This is a genomic window from Variovorax sp. GW458-11-26-14-LB1, from assembly GCF_059423965.1.
The window spans coordinates 23,557-48,335 of record NZ_JBWKYW010000054.1; the positions used below are offsets into that span (position 1 = coordinate 23,557).

Here is a 24,779-nt window from a genome sequence, read left to right on the forward strand (position 1 = left end):
CGATCGAACCCCGGTCGGTTCTGCAACCCGTGACTCAGCAACGAAAGGAACTGTCACTCATGACTACACATGCAACCAACCGCATCTTCATCGGCGCCATGCTGGCGGGCCTGCTGGCCCTCGGCGGGACGGCCCAGGCGCAAGGCGTCGGGGTCGGCGTGGGGGTCAACGCCGATGTGAAGGCCTCGGGCAGCACCGGCGCGACGCAAGGCGGCGCCGCAGGCGCACGCACGCAGACCGGTGCGTCGGCCGATGCCAACGCGGACACCTCCACCTCCGGCGCGACCGGCGGCGTGGGCAATGCCGTCGGTGGCGTGCTCGGCACGGCCACGGGTGCGGTCGGCGGTGCCACCGGCGCCGTGGGCGGCGCGACGCAGGCCGTCGGCGGTGTGACCAACACCGTGGGCAGCACCGTGAACAGCGCGACCGGTGCCGCTGGCGCCGTGGGCGGTGCCGTGAAACCGGCCACGGCCGGCGCCAAGGCGAGCGGCAAGGCCCAGGGCTCCGGCGCGGTCGACCTGCACAAGAAGTAAGCAGGTCCAAGCTGCAGCGGCCGGACGCGGCGGCTGCAGCGCATCGCTCCGCAAGAAGAAATCAAGCCCGCAGCGCTAGCGCGTTGCGGGCTTGTGTCGTTCAGAGGTCGGGGGCGGACAGCTTGAAGAGGCTGGTGACTTCGGTGTCGAGCACCACCAGCGCGCGCTGGTTGAACAGCCGCCAGCGCCAGCGCAGGATGCCGAGCGTGGGGCGCTTTTCGGAACGGCGCACCTCGATCACGTCGGCCACGAGCCGAAGCGCATCGCCGGGGCGCACGGGGTTTGGCCAGCGCACGTGTTCGAGCCCGAGCGAGGCGAACGATTCGGAACCGGCCAGCGCCGCCTCGACCACCAGCCGCATCGCGATCGAGCAGGTGTGCCAGCCGCTCGCGATGAGCCCGCCGAAGGGGCTGCCTGCCGCCGCCTCGGCGTCGGTGTGGAACCACTGCGGGTCGTAGGCCCGCGCGAACTGCACGAGTTCGGCTTCGGTGAGCACATAAGGCCCGGCCTCGATGACCTGGCCTGCATGGAAGTCGGCGAACTGCATCCGCCGCAGCTTAGTACGTTTCGAGGTGCAGGCGGCCTTCGCGCTTGAGTTGCGCACCGACGGTGTCCCAGTCCAGCCCCGCTTCCTTCGCCACGTCGCGCAGTGCGAGCACCACGCCCTCTTCCATGCTCTTGAGGCCGCACACGTAGAAGTGGCTGGCGCCGTCTTTCAGCAGCGCGGCCAGGTCGGCGGCGCGTTCGCGCATCAGGTCCTGCACATAGCGCTTGGGTTGGCCCGGCGTGCGCGAGAACGCGAAGTTGATGTCGATGAAGTCCTTGGGCAGCGATTGCAGCGGGCCGAAGTACGGCAGCTCCTGCTGCGTGCGCGCGCCAAAGAACAGCATGAGCTTGCCGCCTTCGAACTTGCCGCTCTTGCGCAGGCGGCGGCGCCATTCGGTCATGGCGCGCATGGGCGCGCTGCCGGTGCCGGTGCAGATCATCACGATGTGCGACTTGGGGTGGTTCGGCATCAGGAACGACGCGCCGAAGGGCCCCACCACCTGCACGGTGTCGCCCACCTTGAGGTCGCACACGTAGTTGGAGCACACGCCGCGCACCGGGTCGCCCTCGTGGTCCTCAGTGACGCGCTTCACGGTGAGCGAGACGTTGTTGTAGCCGGGCCGCTCGCCGTTGCGCGGGCTGGCCACCGAGTACTGGCGCGCATGGTGGCGCTTGCCGATGGCATCGACGCCCGGCGGCACGATGCCGATCGACTGGCCTTCGAGCACCGGGAACGGCACCACGCCGAAGTCGAGCACGATGTGGTGCGTCTCGCTGTCGAAGCCGGCCTCGGTGCAGTTGAAGTTGCCCACCACGGTGGCGGTGGTCGGCGTCTTCGGCGGAAAGAGGTTGGTGTAGGCGTGCGCGGCCGACCAGGGCGGCACGCTGGCGCCGTACTGCGCGGAATTGAAAGCGGGCTCGGTGCCCTGCACGGCGGCCTGGGCCTGCGTCTGGGCGGGCACTTCCGCGGCGTCGGCCGCAGCGCCGGACACGCCCGCCGCCTCGAGTTCCTCGGGCGAGAGCTCGGCGGGAAGTTCTTCCCACGTGAGCTGTTCTTCGATGGTGTACGCACGCACCAGCGGCATGGTGCGCCAGTTGTCGATCGAGCCCGTGGGGCACGGCGAGATGCAGGCCATGCAGCCATTGCAGACGTCCGCACGAACGACGTAGTTGTTGTCGTCGTGCGTGATCGCGTTCACGGGGCAGGTCGCCTCGCAGGTGTTGCAGCGGATGCAGATCTCGGGGTCGATCAGGTGCTGCTTGATGACCCCGGCTTCAACGACCATGTCCATGTTGTTCTCCATGCCCTCGCCGTGGGGACGAGGGCTTCATATCCAGACGCTCAGCCGAAACGCACGTACTCGAAATCCACCGGCTGTCGATTGATGCCCATCACCGGCGGCGAGATCCAGCCTGCGAACTTGCCCGGCTCGATCACGCGGCCCATCAACGATGCCACGAAAGCGAAGTCTTCGGAACTCGGCAGCCATTCGTCGCGCTTGGCGGCCCATTCGATGTCGTTCACCACACGGCCCTCGGGCGACATCTTGATGCCGGCGAGTGCGCCGATCTGGCGGTTGAAGGCCTTGTGCGGCACGACCAGGCGGGTGGGAATGCCGGCCTTCTCGAGCACCTTGTTCCAGCGGCCGACGCCGGCCACCGAGTCCTTGATGAAGTCGTCGCGCAGCACTTCGTTCAGGGCGTTGAGCATCGGCACGTCCTTCTCGACGAGCTGGCCGTCCTTGACCTCGAGCACCTTGTAGGTCTGGCCCTTGAGCACGTGGTCGTCGTCGCGCTTGCCTTCTTCGTAGCGGCCCTTCAGGCCCGAGCTGTAGAAGATGGCGGCGTTGCTCGACTGGTCGGCGCCGAACAGGTCGATGGTCACCGAGTAGTGGAAGTTCAGGTAGCGCTGGATGGTGCCCAGGTCGATGCAGCCGGCGGCGCGGATCTTCTGCGCGTCGTCGGTCTTGAGCTCGTTCATGACCTGCGCGGTGCGCGCGATGACGCGCGACACGCCGCTCTCGCCCACGAACATGTGGTGCGCCTCTTCGGTCAGCATGAACTTCGTGGTGCGCGCCAGCGGGTCGAACGCGCTCTCGGCCAGCGCGGCCAGCTGGAACTTGCCGTCGCGGTCGGTGAAGTAGGTGAACATGAAGAACGCGAGCCAGTCGGGCGTCTTCTCGTTGAAGGCGCCCAGGATGCGCGGGTTGTTGGCGTCGCCCGAGGTGCGTTGCAGCAGCGCGTCGGCCTCTTCGCGGCCGTCGCGGCCGAAGTGCTTCTGCAGCAGGTAGACCATGGCCCACAGGTGGCGGCCTTCCTCGACGTTGATCTGGAACAGGTTGCGCAGGTCGTACATCGACGGCGCCGTGAGGCCCAGGTGGCGCTGCTGCTCGACCGACGCAGGCTCGGTGTCGCCCTGCGTGACGATGATGCGGCGCAGGTTGGCGCGGTGTTCGCCGGGCACGTCCTGCCAAACCTTCTCGCCCTTGTGGTCACCGAAGTGCACTTCGCGGTTGGCGTCGCCCGGGTTCAGGAAGATGCCCCAGCGGTAGTCGCGCATCTTCACGTGGCCGAACTGCGCCCAGCCTTGCGGGTCGACGCTCACGGCCGTGCGCAGGTACACCTCGTGGTTGGTGGAGCCTTCGGGGCCCACGTCGTCCCACCAGTTGATGAAGTTGGGCTGCCAGCCTTCGAGCGCGCGCTGCAGCGTGCGGTCTTCGCCGAGGTTGACGTTGTTGGGGATCTTCTCGCTGTAGTTGATCGTGCTCATCGTTGTTCCTTGGGTTGTGCGGACTGCTCTGTGCTCAAACGCGGTTCAGGTCGAAGCCGGCTTTCTGGCCGGTGCCGTAGACCTTCAAGGCGCCCTTTTCGCCGACGGCGTTGGGGCGGTTGAAGATCCAGTTCTGCCAGGCCGTGAGGCGGCCGAAGATGCGGGTGGCCATGTTCTCTTTGCTGGCGAAGCGCAGGTTGGCTTCGAGGCCGGTGAGTGCGTCGGGCGACATGGCGGCGCGCTCTTCGATGGCGATGCGGATCTCGTCGTCCCAGTCGATGTCGTCGGGCGCGGCGGTGACGAGGCCGAGCTTCACGGCTTCGTCGGCGTCGAGCGCCTGGCCGGCGGCGGCGCGCGCGGCTTCGAGCGGTGCGGTCTCTTCATAGAAGCGGCGCTGCAGGCGGCTCTGGTCGTTCACCATCGGGAAGAAGCCGAAGTTGAATTCGTTGAGCGTGAGCTTGGGTGCGCGTGCGGCGTCGTCGGGCAGCGCGAGCATGTAGGTGCGGTCGGCCGCGAAGGCCAGCTCGGCCAGCGTGCCGGCGAAGCACGAGCCGGCCTCGACCAGCGCGAACAGGCTGCGCGACGACACGTCCAGGCGCGCCAGCGTGCGGCGCAGCGCGCCGATGGTTTCGCGCACCAGCCAGTGGTCCTTGTTGGCGAACATCACGGCATCCGATGCGAGCACGGCGGCGGCGTCGCCTTCGGTCTTGAGCAGCCAGGTGCCGACGTCGAGTTCGTTGGTGCGCAGGTTGAGGATGGCGTCGTCGAGCTCGCGGCACACGGCCAGCGGCCACCAGGCGGCGCCCGCGGCTTCGATGGCGGCGATGTCGGCCGGCTGCGCGCCGGTGGGCGCCTTCACGGTGATGGTCGCGGTGCGCTTGCTGCGGTCGATCTGCACGTTGACGTGGGCATACGCGATGCCGTCGGCGCTGTCGGTGCGTTCGACGCGGGTCAGGGCCACGCCCTTGGCGCCGGCGGGACGGTCGCTGCCGGCGGCGAGTTGCTTGGCGCGTTCCTGCACGGCGGCGGGGAACTGCGCGGGCTTGGCCACGGCGTCGACCAGACGCCAGTCGACCGCGCGCTGGCCGCGCACGCCTTCGACGCTGGTGCAGAAGATGTCGGCGAGGTCATGGCGCACGTGGCGCTTGTCGGTCACGCGGGTGAGGCCGCCGGTGCCGGGCAGCACGCCGAGCAGGGGCACTTCGGGCAGCGAGACGGACGAGGAGCGGTCGTCGACCAGCAGGATTTCGTCGCAGGCCAGTGCCAGTTCGTAGCCGCCGCCGGCGCAGGCGCCGTTCACGGCCGCGAGGAACTTCAGGCCCGAGTGCTTGGAGGTGTCTTCCATGCCGTTGCGCGTCTCGTTGGTGAACTTGCAGAAGTTCACCTTCCAGGCGTGGCTGGAAACGCCGAGCATGAAGATGTTGGCGCCGGAGCAGAAGATGCGGTCCTTGCCGCTGGTGACGATCACGCTGCGCACTTCGGGATGCTCGAAGCGGATGCGGTTGAGCGCGTCGTTCAGCTCGATGTCCACGCCCAGGTCGTAGCTGTTGAGCTTGAGCTTGTAGCCGGGGCGGATGCCGCCGTCTTCCGCGATGTCGAGCGTGAGGCGCGCAATGGCGCCGTCGAAGCTCAGCGACCAGTGGCGGTACTGGGCGGGTTCGATGCGGTAGTCGACGCGCTGGGGCGCCTGGAGCGTGGTGTCGGTCATGCGGAAGTCTCCTGTGGGGCTGTGTTCAGAAAACCGTGAACAGGAATAATAATGCACTTCCTTGTTCCGATGACATGCATCATGCTGCATGCAAACAGGCAAGTCAATGCCTGTTGTGCTTTTTTTCAGATTTCAGGCAGATGAGAGATCAGGGGGCGTGCACAGGACACCGGGTACTTCCCTCCGCGAATGTCCCCCGGGCTTCGCCCTCCTCCTTGATTTCGCTGCGGGAAGCACCCGGTGCCCTGCGCACGGGGGCACGCGGTCGGTTCACGGCCGATCAACAACTGCTCTGAAACGCTCACGCCGATGGGGTGCCTTGCGCAGCGAAATCAAGGAGGAGGGGCGAAGCCCCGGGGGACATTCGCGGAGCAAGGTACCCCGTCGGCGGGAGCGTCGCCCTGAACAGCGAGCGCCCCAACGCCAGCAGCAAGAAACTCAGGCCAGCCCCATCGACTGCCGAGCAACCGCGCGCAAGGCCTGGAAGCTCTGCGGCAACGTCTTCCCACTGGTATCGACCGACAGATCGGCCTTCGAATAGAAAGCGGCGCGCCCGTTCAGGATGCGGCGCAGGTCTTCCATGGCCTCCTTGCTGGCGGCCATCGGGCGGGTGTCGCCCTGCGCGGCCACGCGGCCCATGTGCTCCTCGGGCGCGGCCTGCAGCCACACGGTGGTGCAGTGGGCCAGCAGCTCGTTGAACGTGGCCGGGTCGGACACGATGCCGCCGGGCGTGGCGATGACCACCTCGCTGTAGATCTGCACCGCTTCTTCCAGCGCGCGGCGCTCGTAGCGGCGGTAGGCGTTGGTGCCGTACAGGTCGTGGATTTCCCGCACGCTGCAGCCCGCGAGCTTCTCGATCTCGCGGCTCAGCTCGATGAACGGAATTTCGAGGTCTTCGGCCAGCATCTGCCCCAGCGTCGACTTGCCCGCGCCGCGCAGCCCCACGAGCGCGATGCGCCGGTGCCGCGCCGGGTCGACCGAGGCCGTGCCCAGCATCTCGCCGAGCGCCACGCGCACGCGGCGCAGGTCGGCCTCGCTGCGGTGCTCCAGCAGTTCGCGGATCAGCAGCCACTCGGGCGAGCTGGTCGTCACGTCGCCCACCAGCTCGGCCAGCGAGCAGTGCAGCGCCCCGGCCACCTGCTGCAGCACCAGGATCGATGCGTTGCCGATGCCGTATTCCAGGTTCGCCAGATGGCGCTCCGACACGTCGGCCGCCAGGGCCACCGCCTTGCGCGTGAGACCGCGCTGCGCGCGCAGGTTGCGCACGCGGTCGCCCAGTGCCACCAGCAGCGGGTTCTTGGCCTCCCCGGCCACGGCGGCGCCGTGGTTGCCGGTGCCGCCCTCGGGCGCGGTGGCCAGCACCGCGTCTACATGCTCGTTCATGCCATTCCTCGTTCTTCGCCGGGATTGTGCGCGCTCAGGGTAAACACCATAGATGCACTATATTGCTTGACACCTGTTGTCTCGCTGCTTATTGTTCGATCACACGCAAGATACTGCACACGCAGACTTCCTGCAAGAAGACGATAGTTCATCCGTTCGAGGCCCACGATGTCCGAAACCCCCACGCCCGCCACCGGCAAGGCGGCATTTCACCAGCTGATCGCAGACCTGACCGCCGAGATCGCCGGCCAGCCGCTGGACGCCGCGCTCGACCAGTGGCTCAACGCCACCCACGGCGCCGGCAGCGCCCGTTTTGCGCAACTGCGCCAGGCCTGCATCGGCGGCGTCGCCGAGGGCTGGCTGTGCGATCGCGAAGGCGGCGGCATCAAGTACGGCCGCGTCTTCAAGGCCGAGGACGCGCTGCACCGCTTCTCGGTCGACGTGGTCGACATGCAGGACCTCGCCGGCCCGCACCACACGCACCCCAACGGCGAGATCGACCTGATCATGCCGCTGGACGACACCCCCACCGCCACCTTCGACGGACGGCCCGCGGGCTGGTGCGTCTACGGGCCCGGCACCGCACACCGCCCGACCGTGGCCCAGGGCCGCGCGCTCGTCCTTTATTTGCTGCCCGAAGGGCAGATCAAGTTCACCCCATGACCGACCTTCTCGCCAACCACGTCGCCGGCCGCTGGCAAAGCGGCACGGGCGCCGGCACGCCCCTGTTCGACCCGGTGCTCGGCACCGAACTCGCGCGCGTCGACGCCACCGGCCTCGACCTGCCCGAAGCCTTCGCCTTTGCGCGCGAACAAGGCGGCCGCGCGCTGCGCGCCCTCACCTACCGCCAGCGCGCCGGCCTCCTAGCCGCGCTCGTGAAAGTGCTGCAGGCGAACCGCGACGCGTACTACGAGATCGCCACCGCGAACTGCGGCACGGTGAAGAACGACTCGGCCGTCGACATCGACGGCGCGATCTTCACGCTCGGCCAGTACGCCAAGTGGGGCGACGCGCTCGGCGACGTGCGCGCGCTGCGCGACGGCGAGGCCGTGAAGCTCGGCAAGGAGCCCGTGTTCCAGTCGCAGCACCTGCAGGTGCCGACGCACGGCGTGGCGCTGTTCATCAACGCCTTCAACTTCCCCTCGTGGGGCCTGTGGGAAAAGGCCGCGCCCGCGCTGCTGTCGGGCGTGCCCGTGATCGTGAAGCCCGCCACGGCCACCGCCTGGCTCACGCAGCGCATGGTGAAAGACGTGGTCGATGCGGGCGTGCTGCCGGCCGGCGCGCTGTCGGTCATCTGCGGCAGCTCAGCCGGCCTGATGGACCAGCTCCAACCTTTCGACGTGGTCTCGTTCACCGGCTCGGCCGAGACGGCCGCCATCATCCGTTCGCACCCGGCCGTGGCCGAGCGTTCGGTGCGCGTGAACATCGAGGCCGACAGCCTCAACAGCGCCCTGCTGCTGCCCGGCGCCGCGCCCGGCAGCGAGGCCTTCAACCTGCTCGTGCGCGAAGTGGTGCGCGAGATGACGGTCAAGTCAGGCCAGAAGTGCACCGCCATCCGCCGCATCCTCGTGCCGGCCGAGGTGTACGACGCCGCCGCCGAAGCCATCGGCGCCAAGCTCGCGGGCGTGACGGTCGGCAACCCGCGCAACGAGAGCGTGCGCATGGGCTCGCTCGTGAGCCGCGCGCAACTGAACGCCGTGCGCGACGGCCTCGACGCCCTGGCCGCGCAGACCACCGTGCTGCACGACAGCCGCAACAAGCCCCTCATCGACGCCGACCCCGCCGTGGCCGCCTGCATCGGCCCCGTGCTGCTGGGCGCACGCGATGCCGATGCGGCGCAGCGCGTGCACGATGTGGAAGTGTTCGGCCCCGTCGCCACGCTGCTGCCCTACAACGACCTCGCGCACGGCATCGCGCTCGCGCACCGGGGCCAGGGCTCGCTCGTCACCTCCCTGTACGGCAGCGACGACGCCGCGCTGGCCCAGGCCGCGCTGTCGGTCGCACCGAGCCACGGCCGCGTGCACGTCATCACGCCCGAGGTCGCGCAGGCCCACACCGGCCACGGCAACGTGATGCCGATGTCGCTGCACGGCGGCCCCGGCCGCGCGGGTGGCGGCGCCGAACTGGGCGGCCTGCGCGCGCTCGACTTCTATCACCGCAGGAGCGCGGTGCAGGCGAGCCCCGGCGTGCTCGCCGCGCTCGGCTTCTAGCGCCACGCACAGGCCCCAAGGAGACACACGATGAACAGCAGCCTGCCCGCACGATTCAACTTTGCCGAACACCTGTTCGCCCTCAACCGCGGCCGCGCCGCACGCACCGCCTACATCGACGACCGCGGCACGCTGGGCTACGGCCAGCTCGAAGACCGCGCGCGCCGCCTGGCCGCCGCGCTGAAGGCCGCGGGCATCCGCCGCGAAGAGCGCGTGCTGCTGCTCATGCTCGACGGCAACGACTGGCCCGTGAGTTTCCTGGGCTGCCTCTACGCGGGCATCGTGCCCGTGGCCGTGAACACGCTGCTCACGCCCGACGACTACGCCTACATGCTCGACCACAGCCGCGCGCAGGCGGTGCTGGTGTCGGGCGCGCTGCTGCCGACCCTGCAAGATGCGATGGCGCGCGGCAGCCATGAAGTGCAGACGCTGTTCGTGTCGCAACCGACGGGCCCGCTGCCCGAAGGTGCGCAAGAGTTCGAAGCCGCGCTCGCCGCCGCCGAGCCCCTGCCCGCCCCCGCGCCCACCGCGTCGGACGACCCCGGCTTCTGGCTCTATTCCTCCGGCTCCACCGGCAAGCCCAAGGGCACGGTGCACACGCACGCCAACCTGTGGTGGACCGCCGAGCTCTACGGCAAGCCCGTGCTCGGCCTCACCGAAGGCGACGTGTGCTTCTCGGCCGCCAAGATGTACTTCGCGTACGGCCTGGGCAATGCGCTGACCTTCCCGCTGTCGGTCGGCGCCACCGTCGTGCTGATGGCCGAGCGGCCCACGCCCGACGCGACCTTCCGCCGCTGGACGGAGCACCAACCCACCGTGTTCTTCGGCGCGCCCACGGGCTTCGCGGGCATGCTCGCCTCGCCGAAGCTGCCGGCGCGCGAAGCCGTGGCGCTGCGCATGTGCTCGTCGGCCGGCGAGGCGCTGCCCGGTGAGATCGCACAGCGTTTCAAGGCGCACTTCGGCTGCGAGATCATCGACGGCATCGGCTCGACCGAGATGCTGCACATCTTCATCTCCAACCGCCCCGGCGACGTGCGCTACGGCACCACGGGCAAGCCGGTGGACGGCTACGAGGTCGAGCTGCGCGGCGAAGACGGCCGCCCCGTGCCCGACGGCGAGGTGGGCGACCTGTACATCCGCGGCCCGAGCTCGGCGCTCATGTACTGGAGCAACCGCGAAAAGTCGCGCGACACCTTCCAGGGCGGCTGGACCAAGAGCGGCGACAAGTACACGCGCGACGCCGACGGCTACTTCACCTATGCGGGGCGCAGCGACGACATGCTCAAGGTCAGCGGCATCTACGTCTCGCCCTTCGAGGTCGAGGCCACGCTGATGCAGCACCCGGCCGTGCTCGAGGCCGCCGTCATCGGCAAGGACGACGCCGACGGGCTCACGAAGACCAAGGCCTTCGTCGTGCTGAAAGACGGCGCCGCCGCCACCGAGGACGAACTCAAGGCCTTCGTGAAGGAGCGCCTGGCGCCCTACAAATACCCGCGCTTTTTGGAGTTCGTGAGCGAGCTGCCCAAGACGGCCACCGGCAAGATCCAGCGCTTCCGGCTGCGCGAACGCGAGAAGCAGGCATGAGCACGCCGACGGTTGCCACCGACTTCGCCACCATCGACTGGCGCGGGCGCACCGTGCGCATCGAGTGCCAGTGGATCGCCCCCGAGCGCGGCGCCGACGCCCCGCTCATCGTGTTCCTGCACGAAGGCCTGGGCTCCGTCGCGATGTGGAAGGACTTCCCCGCCCAGGTCTGCGAAGCCGCCGGCGCGCGCGGGCTCGTGTTCTCGCGCCCCGGCTACGGCCGCTCCACGCCGCGCGCCGAGGACGAGATCTGGGACGTCGACTTCATGCACCGCCAGGCGCACGAGGTGCTGCCCGCGCTGTTCGCCGCGCTGAAGCTCGGCGACGAGAAGCCCTGGCTCTTCGGCCACAGCGACGGCGGCTCGATCTCGCTGCTGTACGCCTCGCGCTTTTCCGACAAGGTCGCGGGCCTCGTGGTGCTCGCGCCGCACATCTTCGTGGAGGACAAGACCGTCGCGAACATCGAAATCGCGCGCACCGCCTACCGCACCACCGACCTGCCCAGCAAGCTCGGCCGCTACCACGACAGCGCCGACTCGGCCTTCTGGGGCTGGAACCGCATCTGGCTGCACCCGCCCTTTCGCGACTGGAACATCGAGGCCGAGCTGGCCACGATCCGCTGCCCCGTGCTCGCGGTGCAGGGTATCGACGACGCGTACGGCACGCTCGCGCAGATCCGCGACATCGCCCCGCGCGTCGGTGGAGTTTGCGAGCTGCTCGAAATCCCTGAATGCGGGCATTCCCCGCATCGCGATCAGCCGGATCGTGTCATCGTCGCGACCGCTTCTTTCATCACCAACAACAGGAGACAGACACCATGACGAACCTTCGCACCGCGCGCCTGGCGCTCACGGCCATCGCCTTCGCCGCCCTGGCCTCCGCGGCCGGCGCACAGGGCACGGCAAAGCTCAAGGTCGGCCTCATGCTGCCCTACAGCGGTACCTACACCGCCCTGGGCGTGGCCATTGAAAACGGCTTCAAGCTCTACGTGGAACAGCAGGGCGGCAAGCTCGCCGGCCGCGAGATCGAATACTTCAAGGTCGACGACGAGTCCGACCCCGCCAAGGCGACCGACAACGTCAACAAGCTCATCAAGCGCGACAACGTCGACGTGATCGTGGGCACCGTGCACTCGGGCGTGGCGATGGCCATGGCCAAGGCCGCCAAGGAAAGCGGCACCGTGCTCATCGTGCCGAACGCCGGCGCCGACGCGGTGACGGGCCCCATGTGCGCGCCCAACATCTTCCGCAGCTCGTTCAGCAACTGGCAGCCGGCTTTCGCCATGGGCGAGGTGGCGGCCAAGCAGCAGGGCAAGAAGAAGGTCATGACCATCACCTGGAAGTACGCGGCCGGCGAAGAGTCGGTCAACGGCTTCAAGGAAGGCTTCGAGAAGAACGGCGGCAAGGTCGACAAGCAGCTCACCCTGCCCTTCCCCAACGTCGAGTTCCAGGCCCTGCTGACCGAGATCGCCGCGGCCAAGCCCGATGCGGTGTACGCCTTCTTCGCGGGCGGCGGCGCGGTGAAGTTCGTCAAGGACTACCAGGCCGCCGGCCTGAACAAGACCATCCCGCTGTACGGCCCCGGCTTCCTGACCGACGGCACGCTCGACGCGCAGGGCGAATCGGCGCAAGGCATGCTCACCACGCTGCACTACGCCGACGGCCTGAACACCCCGCGCGACAACGCCTTCCGCGTGGCGTACGCCAAGTCGTTCAAGCTGCAGCCCGACGTGTACGCGGTGCAGGGCTACGACGCCGCGCAGATGCTGGGCGTGGGCCTGAATGCCACCAAGGGCGACATCTCGAAGAAGGCCGAGTTCACGGGCGCGATCGAGAAGGCCAAGATCGACAGCCCGCGCGGCACCTTCACGGTGAGCAAGTCGCACAACCCGGTGCAGGACATCTACCTGCGCAAGGTCGAGGGCAAGGAAAACAAGCTGGTGAGCACCGCGATCAAGGGTCTCTCCGATCCGGCCCGCGGCTGCCGGATGTAAGCCAGGCCACAGGCCTTCGGTTCTCTCTCGTTCCCTCGCGGCCCCGATCAACTTCACGGGGCTGCGAGCCGCCTTGCGGCAACCACAACCAACTGGGATCTCACGGTGGATTTCGGAACCTTTCTCGTGCAGTGCCTGAACTCCGTTCAGTACGGCCTGCTGCTCTTTCTCGTGGCCTCGGGGCTGACGCTGATCTTCGGGATCATGGGCGTCATCAACCTCGCCCACGGGAGCTTCTACATGATCGGCGCCTACATGGCGTTCTCGCTGGCGCCGCTGTTCGGCGATCAGTTTCTGCTGATGCTGGTGGCCGGCGTGGTGCTGGCGGCGATCTTCGGCTACGTGCTGGAGTGGGCCTTCTTCAGCTACCTCTACCAGCGCGACCACCTGCAGCAGGTGCTCATGACCTACGGGCTCATCCTGGTGTTCGAGGAACTGCGCTCCATCTTCGTGGGCAACGACGTGCACGGCGTGAAGGTGCCCGCATGGCTGGACGGCAGCTTCGCGCTGGGCAATGTCATGAGCTACCCGTGGTATCGCCTGTTTGCCTCGGCCGCCTGCATCGTGCTGGCCGTGGGCCTGTACTACGTGGTGAACCGCACGCGCCTGGGCATGATGATCCGCGCTGGCGCCAGCAACCGCGACATGGTGCGCGGCCTGGGCATCGACGTGAAGCGGCTGTACCGCATCGTGTTCGCGGCCGGCGTGGCGCTGGCGGCACTGGCCGGCATGATCGCCGCGCCGATGTCGTCGGTGTACCCGAACATGGGCGCCAGCGTGCTCATCATCTGCTTCGTGCTGGTGGTGATCGGCGGCATCGGCTCGATCACGGGGGCGCTCGTGGCCTCGCTGCTGGTGGGTTTTGTCGACACCTTCGGCAAGGTGTTCTTCGCCGACCTGGCGGGCATCGGCATCTACCTGCTGATGGCCATCGTGCTGATCTGGAAGCCCGAAGGCTTGATGGGGAGGCGGCCATGAGCCCCGTGGTTGCATCCGCACCGTCGTCGCCGCGGCGTGGTGCCTTCATCGTGCCCGTGCTGTGCGCCATCGCCCTCGCCGTGGCCGGCCCGCTGCTGGGCAACTACGCGTCGGACTTCATCGTCAAGGTGATGATCCTGTCGATCTTTGCGCTCAGCCTGGAGCTGCTCGTGGGCATGACCGGGCTCGTGAGCCTGGGCCATGCGGCCTTCTACGGCATCGGGGCGTACGTCACCGTGCTGGCCTCGGGCAACGAGGGCGGCAACTTCGCGGTGCTGCTGGTGCTGTCGATGGGGGCAGCAGCGCTGTATGCGCTGTTCGTCGGTGCGCTGAGCCTGCGCACGCGCGGCGTGTACTTCATCATGGTCACGCTGGCCTTCGCGCAGATGGCCTTCTTCGTGTTCCACGACACCAAGGTCGGCGGCGGCAGCGACGGCATCTACCTGTACGTGCGCCCGGCCCTCGGCGCGCTCGACATGGAGAACCGCACGGTGCTGTTCTACGTGGTGCTGGCGGCGCTGGTGTTCACCTACGGCCTGCTGGCGCTCATCCGCCGCTCGCGCTTCGGTGCGGCGCTCGCGGGCATCCGCGTGAACGAGCAGCGCATGCGCGCGGCGGGCTTCGCGGTGTACGGCTACAAGCTCGCGGCCTTCGTGCTCGCGGGCGCGCTGGCCGGGCTCGCGGGCTTTCTGCTGGCCTCGCGCGACGGCGTGGTCAACCCCGAGCTGATGGCCTGGCACAACTCGGGCGAGGTGCTGCTGATGGTGATCCTGGGCGGCCTGGGCCACCTGCGCGGCGCGGTGATCGGCGCCGTGGCCTTCACGCTGCTCAAGGAAATCTTCTCGACCCACGCCGTGATGGGCCCGCTGGCCGACCACTGGCAGCTCACGCTGGGCATTGCCATCATCGTGTTCGTGGCGCTGCTGCCCAAGGGCCTGATCGGCCTGGTGCAGCGCCTGTCGCCGAAGGGAGGCGCATGACCACCGCACTGCTGTCCGTGGACAAGCTCACGCGCCGCTTCGGCGGCCTCACGGCCGTCAACGCCGTCACGCTCGACCTGCACATCGGCGAGGTGCATGCGGTGATCGGCACCAACGGCGCCGGCAAGTCGACGCTCATCAACATGCTCTCGGGCGAGATCGAGGCCTCCGAAGGCCGCATCGCGCTGGACGGCGTGGACATCACCGCGCGCGCGCAGTCGCGCCGCGCCCGCGACGGCGTGGGCCGCAGCTACCAGCGCACCACCATCTTCCCGGAGTTCACCGTGCACGAGAACTGCCGCCTCGCCGCGCAGGCCGCCACGGCCAAACCGTGGGCGATCTGGCAGTCGTCGCAGCGCTGCGCCACCAGCAACGCCTCGGCCGACGCCGCGCTCGAAGCGGCCGGCCTCGCGGCCGAAGCCCGGCGCGTCGCCGGCACGCTGAGCCACGGCGCGCAACGCCAGCTCGAAGTGGCGATGTGCCTGGCCACCCACCCGCGCGTGCTGCTGCTGGACGAACCGCTTGCCGGCATGGGCGCCGAGGAAACCGACCGCATGCTCACGCTGCTCGCGCGGCTGAAGGCCACGCACGCCATCCTGCTGGTGGAGCACGACATGGACGCCGTGTTCCGCATCGCCGACCGCATCACGGTGATGGTGAACGGCACCGTCATCGCCACGGGCAACCCCCAGGAAATTCGCGAGAACCCCGAGGTCCGCACCGCCTACCTCGGCGAGGAGCAACACTGATGCTGATCGTTCGCGACCTCAACACCTACTACGGCAACAGCCACATCCTGCGCGGCGTGCATGCCGGCATTCCAGCGGCGACCTCCGTCGGCCTGCTCGGGCGCAACGGCATGGGCAAGACCACGCTCATCCGCACCATCATGGGCTACGTGCGTCCGGCCTCCGGCGAAGTGCAGGTCGACGGCCGCACCGTCACCGGCCTGCCGCCCGAGAAGATGGCGCGCCTGGGCATCGGCTATGTGCCCGAAGGGCGCGGCATCTTCCCGAACCTGTCGGTGCGCGAGAACCTCGTGATGAGCGAACGCGCCGGCATCGACGGCCAGCGCGCCTGGACCTTCGACCGCGTGATGGCCACCTTCCCGCGCCTGTCGGAACGGCTCTCGCACGGCGGCCAGCAGCTGTCGGGCGGCGAGCAGCAGATGCTCTCCATCGGCCGCGCGCTCATGACCAACCCGCGCCTCTTGATCCTCGACGAAGCCACCGAAGGCCTCGCCCCGCTGATCGTGGCCGAGATCTGGCGCGTGATCAGCGAAATCCGTGCGACGGGCATCGCCACGCTGATCGTCGACCGCGACTACCGCAAGGTGCTCGCGCACACCGACCTGGCGGTGGTGATGGAGAAGGGGCAGATCGTGCGGCATGGGGCGTCGGCGGAGTTGCTGGGGCAGCCGCAGGTGCTGGAAGAATTGCTGGGCGTTTGAAGGTCCACAGGGCCATGCGCAACGCTACGGTCCGCCGCTTCCAACTGTCTACAGGCAGGTTTCAAGCGGCCTGTGATGGAGGGACTTCACTGACGCTGAAGTTTCCGAATCCATGTGTCCCATGACTCGATGCGTATGGGCGGCGACATGCCGTGCTCGAAATCGTGCCGTTTCTTGCTCTCGGAGAAGTCGTCGCGTGTCCGGCCGCCGATAACCACCGAGCGAATCTCGATGTCCTTGTCGGGGTCGACCAACAACTTCGGATGCGGTCCCATGAAGGCACCGTGACGAGCAGCGCCTGACTCGACCGCGTGCCGTACTTTGTGGGCGTAGCGCCGGAACGTCGACATGTCTCTGTAGATGGCCCCGATCCGACGTCGTATCTGGCCCGCCGCTTGGTTGACCTTGTGCGAGAACTCGGCATAGCTGTCATCGTTTACCAGAAAGAAATCCGCTCCTTTGATCTCTATCAGCACGACCTCCATCCGTGAGCGCCCCGTGAAGACAACGAAATCAATGAATCCATCGGCCAGCGGATACTCGGCAAGGACGATGTACTCCTCATGGGGATCTCCGTAGACCTCCCCGAAGAAGGAAGGGTCTTGCTTAAACAACTCCTGAAGCTGTCGTTCCGTTGCGCCCGCATTGACAAGCTGAGAAAGCATGGCTTTGGAGATCATTCCGCTTTCTATGGTTTCCCGTCGGTTGACGATCTCGGGTTCTTCCAACCATGGCGCATCAGCAAAGGGATCGATCGCATTTCGCAGACGTTCGATTTCCGCGACCAACCGCAGGTTCATCGCTGTCGAGCTTTTGAACTCGCTTGAATCACAAGAAAGAGTCGACAGCGCGTCTTGCATGGACATCCGCGTCCACGACGGATCGCCCGTGGGTCCAAAGCTGACCCGCGAGAACGATCCCCCGTCGCTATCGGGCCTCTCGTAGTGCTCAACGACACGCGCGTCGGGCGGAATCATTCCGCGCAGCAGCAGTGCTTGGTGAATGTGTTCAACGGAGTTCGTTATCGACGACCCCACAGCAAACTCACCGATATCCGTCAGAAGCGCGGTGACGCCACTTTGAGGACCAAAGAACGTGCGGACGCGACAAAGGCCTTGCCTCGTGTGAGCGATGCCAATAGGGAACTGAAATATGAAGTCCGACAGCTTCATCCTGCACCTCGCGAATTAGTGGGTTACTTTTCTACAGTTTGTAGCAAGCCATGTCTTGGCGACGACGTGCTGTCTTAAGTTGAGAAAATTTCTTCTTGAGCAGGCGATAAGCGGACAGATCAAGTCGGCCCACCGGGTTTCACCTCTGTCCTGCGACAGCGCGACAGCCGAATCATGTCCGGCTGCGCAGCCCCTCCCCGTGCCGCGCCCACTCCACGCACGAGGCTGCGCATGACGTCCCTGCAATCGCGCCACATCGACAACGTCTATTCGATCGCCACCGGCACGGCGCTGCGGGCCGATCCGGCGGCGAGCCTGGTGCACAAGTCGTGGGCGCGCTGCGTGCGCGACCACGGGCTCGATCCGTCGCGGCCGACGCCGGCGCGCATCCTGCCGGCGCAGGAGGTGCGCGTGCACCAGCAGCAGCTCGAACACTTCCTGCGCGCCGCGCGCGCGGGCATGGAAGACATCTACCGCCGCGTGGCCGAGCTGGGCTACATGGTGCTGCTGACCGACGCCGAGGGCATCACGGTCGACTACATCGGCAACCCGGCCTGGGACGACCAGCTGCGCCGCGCCGGCCTGTACCTGGGCGCCGACTGGAACGAGGCGCACGCCGGCACCTGCGGCGTGGGCACCTGCCTCATCGAGCGCCAGCCGATGACCTGCCACCAGACCGAGCACTTCGATGCCACCCACATCGGGCTCACCTGCACGACGGCGCCGCTGTTCGACCACAGCGGCAAGCTCACGGCCATCCTCGACGTGTCGGCGCTGCGCTCGCCCGAGGCGCGCGAGAGCCAGCACCTGGTGCGGCACCTGGTGTCGATCTACGCGCGGATGATCGAGGACGCCGACTTCCTGCGGCACTTTCGCGGCCACTGGATACTGCGGCTGGGCAGTGCCTTCGGGCTGGTCGACGTGGCGGGCGAGGTGATGCTGGCCTTCGACGAGGGCGGCACGGTGGTGGGCGCCAACGGGGGCGCGCGCGAGGTCTTCTTGGGGCCGCAGCAACCACTGCTGGGCGGTGCGGTGTCGGAGCTGCTGCACCTGCCGATGGACGCGATCTGGCGCCTGGGCAGCGGCGGCGCGTCGGCCCTGCCGTTTGCGCACACGGTGCTGCTGCCCGGCGGCGGCGAGTACCACGCCTCGCTGATCGCGCCGCGCCTGCGGCGCTCGCCGGTCACTGCGTCCACATCGCCGGCGCCCCAACCTTCGGACCGCCTGCCGCCGCTCGAGCGCATCGCGGGCGACGACGACCCCGCGATGCAGCAGCTGATCGCGCAGGCGCGCCGGCTCGTGGACCGCGGCATCCATGTGCTGGTCGAGGGCGAGACCGGCAGCGGCAAGGAGGTGCTGGCGCGCGCGCTGCACGGCGCGAGCCGGCGCGCGGCGCTGCCCTTCGTGGCGGTGAACTGCGCGGCCATTCCCGATTCGCTGATCGAGAGCGAGCTCTTCGGCTACACGCCCGGCAGCTTCACGGGCGGTCGCGCCAAGGGCATGAAGGGGCTGATCGCGCAGGCCGACCGCGGCACGCTGTTTCTCGACGAGATCGGCGACATGCCGATGGCACTGCAGACGCGGCTGCTGCGCGTGCTGTCCGAAGGCGAGGTGCTGCCGCTGGGCGCGGAGTCGCCGCAGCGCGTGGACCTTGCGGTGGTGGCGGCCACGCACCGCGACCTGTCGGCGCTGGTCGCGGCCGGGCGCTTTCGCGAAGACCTGTACTACCGCCTGTGCGGCGCGGTGCTGAAGCTGCCGCCGCTGCGCGCACGGCGCGACCGGCGCTACCTGATCGAGGCGATGTTCCATGAAGAGGCCGCGGCGATGGGCGCGACCGCGCGGCTGTCGGAGGCGGCGATGCTGCGGCTGATGGCGCACGACTGGCCGGGCAACCTGCGCGAGTTGCGCAATGTGCTGCGGCTGGCGCTGGCGCTCTGCACGGGCGCGAGCATCACGCCCGAGGAGCTGCGCCTGGCGCCGCATCGTCCGTCGCTCGACCACCGCGACGCCGCGCCTTCCACAGTCGACGCTGAAGACAGCGCCGCCGACGCCACGCGCCTGCTCGACGCGTTGCAGCGCCACCGCTGGCATGTGGCGCGGGCCGCGCAGGCGCTCGGTATCAGCCGCGCCACCGCGTACCGCCACATGAAGCGCTTCGGCATCGTGGCGCCGCAGCGCGGCTAGCGCCTCAGGATCTGCGCGATCACGCGCACGGCCGTGCCCAGGCCGTCTTCCGCGCGCATGCGTTCGCCCAGTGCCCGGGCCCGCGCGCGCACCTGCGGGTCGTGCGCGAAGGCGATGCCGCGCGCCAGGTCGTCGGCGCCGAACCGCCCCCCCGCCACAGCGGGCGGCGCCACGCCCGCCTGCGCGAGGTGGTGCGCCCAGAACGCCTGGTCGCCCGCGAAGGGCACGACCACCGAGGGCACGCCCGCGCGCGCGGCCGAGTGGCTGGTGCCCGAGCCGCCGTGGTGCACCACCAGCGCCATCCGCGGAAACAGCCAGTCGTGCGGGGTGTCGCCGATGACGTGGAAGTTCGGCGGCAGCTGCTGCACTTCGAGGCCGCTCCATCCGGGGTGCAGTACCGCGCGCCGCCCGGCCATGCCGTCGACGAGGGCCGCGAGCAGCCGTGCCTTGTCGAAGCCCGTCATGCTGCCGAAGCCGATGTAGACGGGCGCCTCACCTGCCGCGAGGAAGTCGCGCAGCGCCGCCGGTGGCTGCCAGTCGGGCGCGGGCGCGAGCCACTGGCCGCACACGGCGGCGTTGGCGGGCCAGTCGGCGGGGCGCGGCAGCAGGCTCGGCGAATAGCCGTAGAGCGCGGGGTGCGTGGTCCACAGGCGGCGGCGCGGCGGCAGGCCGCAGACCTCGGCGCGCGCGGCATTCACGGCCGGCCGGAAGGCGCGCCAGAGCAGCCCGTTGACGAGGTGGTGGCTCGCACGGTTCAAAAAGCGCGGCACGCGGGCGGGCGGCAGGAAGGGCGAGGCGAACGCGGCCGTCGGCGTGAGCGGGAACATGCCCGCGCCGATGGCCGGCACGCCCAGCGCCTCGGCCGCCGACAGGCCCACGAAGGCCGCGAGCCCCGCGCAGACGATCGCGTCGCAGCCCTGCGCGGCCTCGACGGCCTGGCGCAGCCAGGGCGTGGCGTTGGCATTGGCGATGTCCGCGAGCGCCTTGGCGGCGGCAGCCGGCTTGTCGCCCTGCGCGATGACGCCGCCGAGCGCCTGCCGGATGTCGCCGGCCAGCGCCTGCGAGCGCACGCCGAGCCGTTCGGCCGCGCCGAGCGTGGTGGCGTCCGCCAGCAGCACCGACGCATGGCCCGCATCGTCCAGCGCGCGGCACAGCGCAGCGAGCGGGCGGGCGTCGCCCTCGGTGCCGTAGGTGAGCACGGCGAGTTTCATGGGGCGCGCCTCCTTGCAGCGGGTGGCTTCGGGGCCGTGCGCGCGCCGCCGACGAAGAGGTCGACCACCACCGCGAACTCGTCGCGCAGCACGAGGCCCGGCAGCGTGAGCCAGCGCATCAGCGCACCGAAGTACAGGTGGTGCAGCAGGCTCGCGAGGTGCGCGGCCGAGACGTCGGTGCGCAGCGTGCCGGCCTGCTGGGCGGCGGCGATGAGCGCTTCGAACAGCCCCGAGAGGTCGCGCGGCGTGCTGCGGTCGCCGCCGCCGAGTTCGCTCTCGATGTTGAGGAAGCGAAAGCGGAAGTAGTCCAGCAGGTAGGCCCGGTAGCGCTCGGACCATTCGGCCGACGCATCGAGCAGGCCGGTGAGCTGCGCCGTGAAGCCCGCCTTCGGGTCGATGGCCTCGTGCAGGCGCTGCGCATCGACCACGAGTTCGAGGTGCACCCAGTGCGCCAGGATCGCTTCCTTGGTCGGGAAGTGGTTGTAGAGCGTGCCCTTGGCCACGTCGGACTGCTGCGCGATCTGCTCCATGGTCGTCGCGTCGTAGCCCTGGGTTTCGAAAAGGCGCATGGCGGTGGACGCGACGTGGTCGAGCGTCTGGGTGCGGCGGCGCTCGCGGCGGCCTGGCAGTTCTGGTTCGGTCACGGTTTTGGGCCCTTGAATTTGAACGTCGTCCAATTTTATACGTCGTTCAAATTCTCATGCATCGTCTCAGTCTCGGTGAGACAGCGACAGCCGCCTGCGACAAAACCCCCGCCAACCCCTTGATTCTTCGTCGCCCTCCGCACGGCACGAAAGCTGCGCCACGCCCTTCGCGTGCGCCTTGCCGCGCCGCGATTCGATTCGTTCAACGACACACGGAGACATGCAATGACAGACCCGACCACCGGCCCCACCCGGGCCGCCGCCCAATGGCTGGCCGACTTCGCCGCCGCGCTCGCACGCGGCGACATCGATGCGGCCGTCTCGCTGTTCGAGGCCGACAGCTACTGGCGCGACCTCGTCGCCTTCACCTGGAACATCCGCACGCAGGAAGGCGCGGGCGCCATCCGCGCGATGCTGCAGGCGCGCCTGGCCGACACGCAGCCCACGGCCTTCGCGCTCGAAGGCGAGGCGACCGAGGCCGACGGCGTGGTCGATGCGTGGTTCGGCTTCGAGACGCGCGTGGCGCGCGGGCGCGGCCACCTGCGCTTGCGTTCACATGACGGTGGTGGCAAGGCCTGGACGCTGCTCACCACCATGACCGAGCTGAAGGGCTTCGAGGAAAAGACCGGCGACAACCGCATCAAGGGCGCGGAGCACGGCGTGCACAAGGGCCGCAAGAACTGGCTTGAGAAGCGCCGCGACGAAGAGGCCGCGCTGGGCTACACCGAGCAACCCGAGGTGGTGATCATCGGCGGCGGCCAGGGCGGCATCGCGCTGGGGGCGCGGCTGCGGCGGCTGGGCGTGCCGACGATCATCGTGGAGCGCAACGCCAAGGCCGGCGACTCCTGGCGCAAGCGCTACAAGTCGCTGTGCCTGCACGACCCGGTCTGGTACGACCACCTGCCCTACATGCCCTTCCCCGACGACTGGCCGGTGTTCGCGCCCAAGGACAAGATCGGCGACTGGCTCGAGATGTACACGAAGATCATGGAGCTCAACTACTGGAGTTCCACCAACGCGACCAAGGCGCGCTTCGACGAGGCCACGCAGCGCTGGGAGGTGCAGGTGGAGCGCGAGGGCAAGCCCGTGACGCTGCGCCCGAAGCAGTTGGTGTTCGCGCTCGGCGTGTCGGGCTACCCGAACGTGCCGAAGATGGCGGGCGCCGAGAACTTCCTGGGCGACCAGCACCACTCCAGCCAGCACCCCGGGCCCGAGGCCTACGCGGGCAAGAAGTGCGTGGTGCTGGGCTCGAACAACTCGGCGCACGACATCTGCGCCGCGCTGTGGGAGCACGGCGCCGACGTGACGATGGTCCAGCGCTCGTCCACGCACATCGCACCCTCGCAGTCGCTCATGGAGCTGGCGCTGGGCGGCCTGTACTCCGAGCAGGCGGTGAAGAGCGGCATCGACCATCACAAGGGCGACCTGATCTTTGCCTCGGTGCCCTACAAGATCATGCACACCTTCCACATCCCGGTGTACGAGGAGATGAAGAAGCGCGACGCCGACCTGTACGCGCGGCTGGAGAAGGCGGGCTTCCTGCTGGACTTCGGCGTGGACGGCTCGGGCCTGTTCATGAAGTACCTGCGGCGCGGCTCGGGCTACTACATCGACGTGGGCGCCTCGGAGCTGGTGGCCAACGGCAGCATTCACCTCAAGAGCGGCGTGAACATCGAGCGCGTGAACGCGCGCTCGGTCACGCTCACCGACGGCACCGAGCTGCCGGCCGACCTGCTGGTGTACGCCACGGGCTACGGCTCGATGAACGGCTGGCTGGCCGACCTGATCTCGCCCGAGATCGCCGACAAGGTCGGCAAGTGCTGGGGCCTGGGCTCCGACACGCCGAAGGACCCGGGTCCGTGGGAAGGCGAGCTGCGCAACATGTGGAAGCCGACGCAGGTGCCCCAGCTGTGGTTCCACGGCGGCAACCTGCACCAGTCGCGCCACTACTCGCAGTTTTTGGCGCTGCAGCTGAAGGCGCGCATGGAAGGGATCGACACGCCGGTGTACGAGCTGGCGGCGTCGCACCACAAGCGCTGAGCGGCCCGGTTTCCTCTCCCCTCGGGGAGAGGGAGTCATTCACTCCTGGATGAAGCGCCGCAAGCCTTCGAGGTCGGTCACGGTGATGCCGCCGTACTCGATGTGCAGAAACCCGGCCTCCTTCAGCCGGTTGAGCGCCGCGTTGCAGCGCTGGCGCGACACGCCCGACAGGTTGGCGATTTCTTCCTGCGAGGTCTGCAGGTGCGGCTCGCTGCCCGGGTGCAGCCAGGGATGGAACAGGCCGGCCAGCGCGCGCGCCACCTGGCTGTCGGCGTCGAGCAGCCGGTGCGCGGCGTAGCTGCCCATGAACCAGTGCAGCCGCTCGTTGATCTGCTGCAGCAGGAAGTGATCGAAGCCGCGCTGCGTGCGGTGCAGCCACTCGAAAGTTTCCAGCGGCAGTTGCGCCACGCGGCTGGGCCGCAACGCGATGATGTCGGCCGAGCGCGGCACGGCGCGCAGCAGCGTGCCCTCGCCGAACCAGCTGCCCACCGACAGCCCGCCCAGCGTGACCGAGCGGCCGTCGCTGGAGGTGATCGACCACTTGAGCAGCCCTTCGAGCGTGCCGTACCAGTGCAGCGGCGTGTCGCCGCGCCGGCACAGCGCGGCGCCGGCGGCCACCTCGACCTCGCGCATCTCGTCGAGCACGCGCTCGCCCGCGCCCACGTCGAGCAGCGGAAACCAGGCCGAGCCCTGCAGCAGCTGGGGAATGGTCAGGGAGGCCGCGGGGATCGCCGGCTTGGTCGAGGGCATGCTGTCTTTTTTGTTTACTGCGCGCCCTTGAGCTGCTGCAGCTCGGCCTGCGCCTCGTGCAGCTTCTTCTCGCGGTCGGCGATCTTGCTGGCGCGTCCCTTCTCCTGCGCCGCGCGCAGGTCGCGTTCGCGCTCGGCCACCTTGCGCTCCTGGGCGCGGATGCGCTTCTGGTGCTCGGCCGCCAGCTTGGCGTCGGTGCAATTGCGGTTCACTTCGGCCAGCGCCGTCTCGAGCCCGCGCACGCGCTGCTTCTGGCCCTTGGACTTGGCCATCTCGATGTCGCGGCCGATGGCCTCGCGCTTGGCGTCGCAGGTGGCGGGGCCCGCGGGTTGCGCGGCGGCGCCGAGGGTGGTGAACGCGGCCGCGGCGGCCAGCACGAGGGGCAGAAATTTCATGGAGAGGTTCCTTGTGTGCGCAACGGCGCAGGGGCGACTTTAGCGGCTGGCGCCGCGTAAACCCTGCCCCGGAATGTCGTCGCGATGACTGAGTACGAACGCATCACAAAAAATAATGGCGCGCCCCCCTGACTGACTGACTGACCGAACGACCGACCCCAGGAGCCCCGAGCATGTCGAAGCGCAAAGTGATCGTGACCATCGCCCCCACCGGCGGCATGGCGCACAAGTCGCAGAACCCCCACCTC

At 68.5% G+C, this 24,779-nt stretch carries 22 protein-coding genes; 12 read left to right on the forward strand and 10 right to left on the reverse strand.

The window, feature by feature from the left end; translation table 11 throughout:
- Window positions 1-59 precede the first annotated feature (59 nt).
- Window positions 60-533, forward strand: a complete 474-nt coding sequence (locus AC07YS_RS26635) for an adhesin (RefSeq protein ID WP_307582592.1) — start codon at window positions 60-62, stop codon at window positions 531-533.
- 100 nt (window positions 534-633) lie between these two features.
- Here the strand turns inward: AC07YS_RS26635 and AC07YS_RS26640 are convergent, their stop codons facing one another.
- The 5 genes from AC07YS_RS26640 to AC07YS_RS26660 form a co-directional block, all read right to left on the reverse strand.
- Window positions 634-1,080 (reverse strand): MaoC family dehydratase, encoded by a 447-nt coding sequence (locus AC07YS_RS26640; RefSeq protein ID WP_495269939.1) that lies wholly within the window; start codon window positions 1,078-1,080, stop codon window positions 634-636.
- A 10-nt stretch (window positions 1,081-1,090) separates the two neighbouring features.
- Window positions 1,091-2,371, reverse strand: coding sequence for a benzoyl-CoA 2,3-epoxidase subunit BoxA (gene boxA, locus AC07YS_RS26645; protein WP_095948536.1), 1,281 nt, complete (start codon window positions 2,369-2,371; stop codon window positions 1,091-1,093).
- A gap of 50 nt (window positions 2,372-2,421) precedes the next feature.
- Window positions 2,422-3,849, reverse strand: coding sequence for a benzoyl-CoA 2,3-epoxidase subunit BoxB (boxB, locus tag AC07YS_RS26650; protein WP_062470322.1), 1,428 nt, complete (start codon window positions 3,847-3,849; stop codon window positions 2,422-2,424).
- Between the two features lie 34 nt (window positions 3,850-3,883).
- Window positions 3,884-5,557 (reverse strand): 2,3-epoxybenzoyl-CoA dihydrolase, encoded by a 1,674-nt coding sequence (boxC, locus tag AC07YS_RS26655; RefSeq protein ID WP_495269938.1) that lies wholly within the window; start codon window positions 5,555-5,557, stop codon window positions 3,884-3,886.
- A gap of 438 nt (window positions 5,558-5,995) precedes the next feature.
- The gene (locus AC07YS_RS26660) at window positions 5,996-6,940 is read right to left on the reverse strand and encodes a helix-turn-helix transcriptional regulator (RefSeq protein ID WP_489062249.1); all 945 of its coding nucleotides are present in this window, start codon (window positions 6,938-6,940) and stop codon (window positions 5,996-5,998) included.
- Window positions 6,941-7,108: 168 nt separating this feature from the next.
- Between AC07YS_RS26660 and AC07YS_RS26665 the strand changes: the two genes are divergently transcribed.
- The 9 genes from AC07YS_RS26665 to AC07YS_RS26705 all read left to right on the forward strand — a co-directional run bounded on the left by AC07YS_RS26665 (window position 7,109) and on the right by AC07YS_RS26705 (window position 16,135).
- Window positions 7,109-7,603, forward strand: coding sequence for a DUF4863 family protein (locus AC07YS_RS26665; protein WP_495269871.1), 495 nt, complete (start codon window positions 7,109-7,111; stop codon window positions 7,601-7,603).
- Complete coding sequence (locus AC07YS_RS26670) at window positions 7,600-9,150, forward strand: 3,4-dehydroadipyl-CoA semialdehyde dehydrogenase (RefSeq protein ID WP_495269872.1); 1,551 nt, start codon at window positions 7,600-7,602, stop codon at window positions 9,148-9,150. Before AC07YS_RS26665 ends, AC07YS_RS26670 begins: the two co-directional genes overlap by 4 nt.
- A 30-nt stretch (window positions 9,151-9,180) precedes the next feature.
- Window positions 9,181-10,734 carry a benzoate-CoA ligase family protein gene (locus AC07YS_RS26675; RefSeq protein WP_495269873.1) on the forward strand — a complete coding sequence of 518 codons (1,554 nt, stop codon included), beginning with the start codon at window positions 9,181-9,183 and terminating at the stop codon, window positions 10,732-10,734.
- Window positions 10,731-11,555: an alpha/beta fold hydrolase gene (locus AC07YS_RS26680; protein ID WP_495269874.1), complete on the forward strand. Its 825-nt coding sequence runs from the start codon at window positions 10,731-10,733 to the stop codon at window positions 11,553-11,555. Before AC07YS_RS26675 ends, AC07YS_RS26680 begins: the two co-directional genes overlap by 4 nt.
- Window positions 11,552-12,727 carry an ABC transporter substrate-binding protein gene (locus AC07YS_RS26685; RefSeq protein WP_495269875.1) on the forward strand — a complete coding sequence of 392 codons (1,176 nt, stop codon included), beginning with the start codon at window positions 11,552-11,554 and terminating at the stop codon, window positions 12,725-12,727. The genes AC07YS_RS26680 and AC07YS_RS26685 overlap by 4 nt, the downstream gene beginning before the upstream one ends.
- Before the next feature lie 105 nt (window positions 12,728-12,832).
- Window positions 12,833-13,705 (forward strand): branched-chain amino acid ABC transporter permease, encoded by an 873-nt coding sequence (locus tag AC07YS_RS26690; RefSeq protein ID WP_062470301.1) that lies wholly within the window; start codon window positions 12,833-12,835, stop codon window positions 13,703-13,705.
- A complete protein-coding gene (locus AC07YS_RS26695) occupies window positions 13,702-14,685 on the forward strand; it encodes a branched-chain amino acid ABC transporter permease (RefSeq protein WP_307582574.1) in 984 nt (327 codons plus the stop codon). The genes AC07YS_RS26690 and AC07YS_RS26695 overlap by 4 nt, the downstream gene beginning before the upstream one ends.
- Entirely contained in the window at window positions 14,682-15,434 is a 753-nt protein-coding gene (locus AC07YS_RS26700) for an ABC transporter ATP-binding protein (RefSeq protein ID WP_159274280.1), read from the forward strand. The genes AC07YS_RS26695 and AC07YS_RS26700 overlap by 4 nt, the downstream gene beginning before the upstream one ends.
- Window positions 15,434-16,135, forward strand: coding sequence for an ABC transporter ATP-binding protein (locus AC07YS_RS26705; protein WP_062470291.1), 702 nt, complete (start codon window positions 15,434-15,436; stop codon window positions 16,133-16,135). Before AC07YS_RS26700 ends, AC07YS_RS26705 begins: the two co-directional genes overlap by 1 nt.
- A gap of 86 nt (window positions 16,136-16,221) precedes the next feature.
- On the opposite strand, the gene AC07YS_RS26710 is transcribed toward AC07YS_RS26705, so the two are convergent.
- Window positions 16,222-17,307, reverse strand: coding sequence for a Shedu immune nuclease family protein (locus AC07YS_RS26710; protein WP_447739862.1), 1,086 nt, complete (start codon window positions 17,305-17,307; stop codon window positions 16,222-16,224).
- A 231-nt stretch (window positions 17,308-17,538) separates the two neighbouring features.
- Between AC07YS_RS26710 and AC07YS_RS26715 the strand changes: the two genes are divergently transcribed.
- Window positions 17,539-19,491 carry a sigma-54-dependent Fis family transcriptional regulator gene (locus tag AC07YS_RS26715; protein WP_495269876.1) on the forward strand — a complete coding sequence of 651 codons (1,953 nt, stop codon included), beginning with the start codon at window positions 17,539-17,541 and terminating at the stop codon, window positions 19,489-19,491.
- On the opposite strand, the gene AC07YS_RS26720 is transcribed toward AC07YS_RS26715, so the two are convergent.
- Window positions 19,488-20,702: a glycosyltransferase gene (locus AC07YS_RS26720; protein ID WP_495269877.1), complete on the reverse strand. Its 1,215-nt coding sequence runs from the start codon at window positions 20,700-20,702 to the stop codon at window positions 19,488-19,490. The genes AC07YS_RS26715 and AC07YS_RS26720 overlap by 4 nt on opposite strands.
- Window positions 20,699-21,346 (reverse strand): TetR/AcrR family transcriptional regulator, encoded by a 648-nt coding sequence (locus tag AC07YS_RS26725; protein ID WP_495269878.1) that lies wholly within the window; start codon window positions 21,344-21,346, stop codon window positions 20,699-20,701. Before AC07YS_RS26725 ends, AC07YS_RS26720 begins: the two co-directional genes overlap by 4 nt.
- A gap of 225 nt (window positions 21,347-21,571) precedes the next feature.
- Here AC07YS_RS26725 and AC07YS_RS26730 point away from each other — a divergent pair, with 225 nt between their 5' ends.
- Window positions 21,572-23,386 carry an NAD(P)-binding domain-containing protein gene (locus tag AC07YS_RS26730; RefSeq protein ID WP_495269879.1) on the forward strand — a complete coding sequence of 605 codons (1,815 nt, stop codon included), beginning with the start codon at window positions 21,572-21,574 and terminating at the stop codon, window positions 23,384-23,386.
- Window positions 23,387-23,425: 39 nt separating this feature from the next.
- Here AC07YS_RS26730 and AC07YS_RS26735 read toward each other — a convergent pair whose 3' ends face one another.
- Window positions 23,426-24,136: a Crp/Fnr family transcriptional regulator gene (locus AC07YS_RS26735; protein ID WP_062470280.1), complete on the reverse strand. Its 711-nt coding sequence runs from the start codon at window positions 24,134-24,136 to the stop codon at window positions 23,426-23,428.
- Window positions 24,137-24,150: 14 nt separating this feature from the next.
- A complete protein-coding gene (locus AC07YS_RS26740) occupies window positions 24,151-24,531 on the reverse strand; it encodes a DUF1090 domain-containing protein (RefSeq protein ID WP_487850390.1) in 381 nt (126 codons plus the stop codon).
- Between the last annotated feature and the right edge of the window lie 248 nt (window positions 24,532-24,779).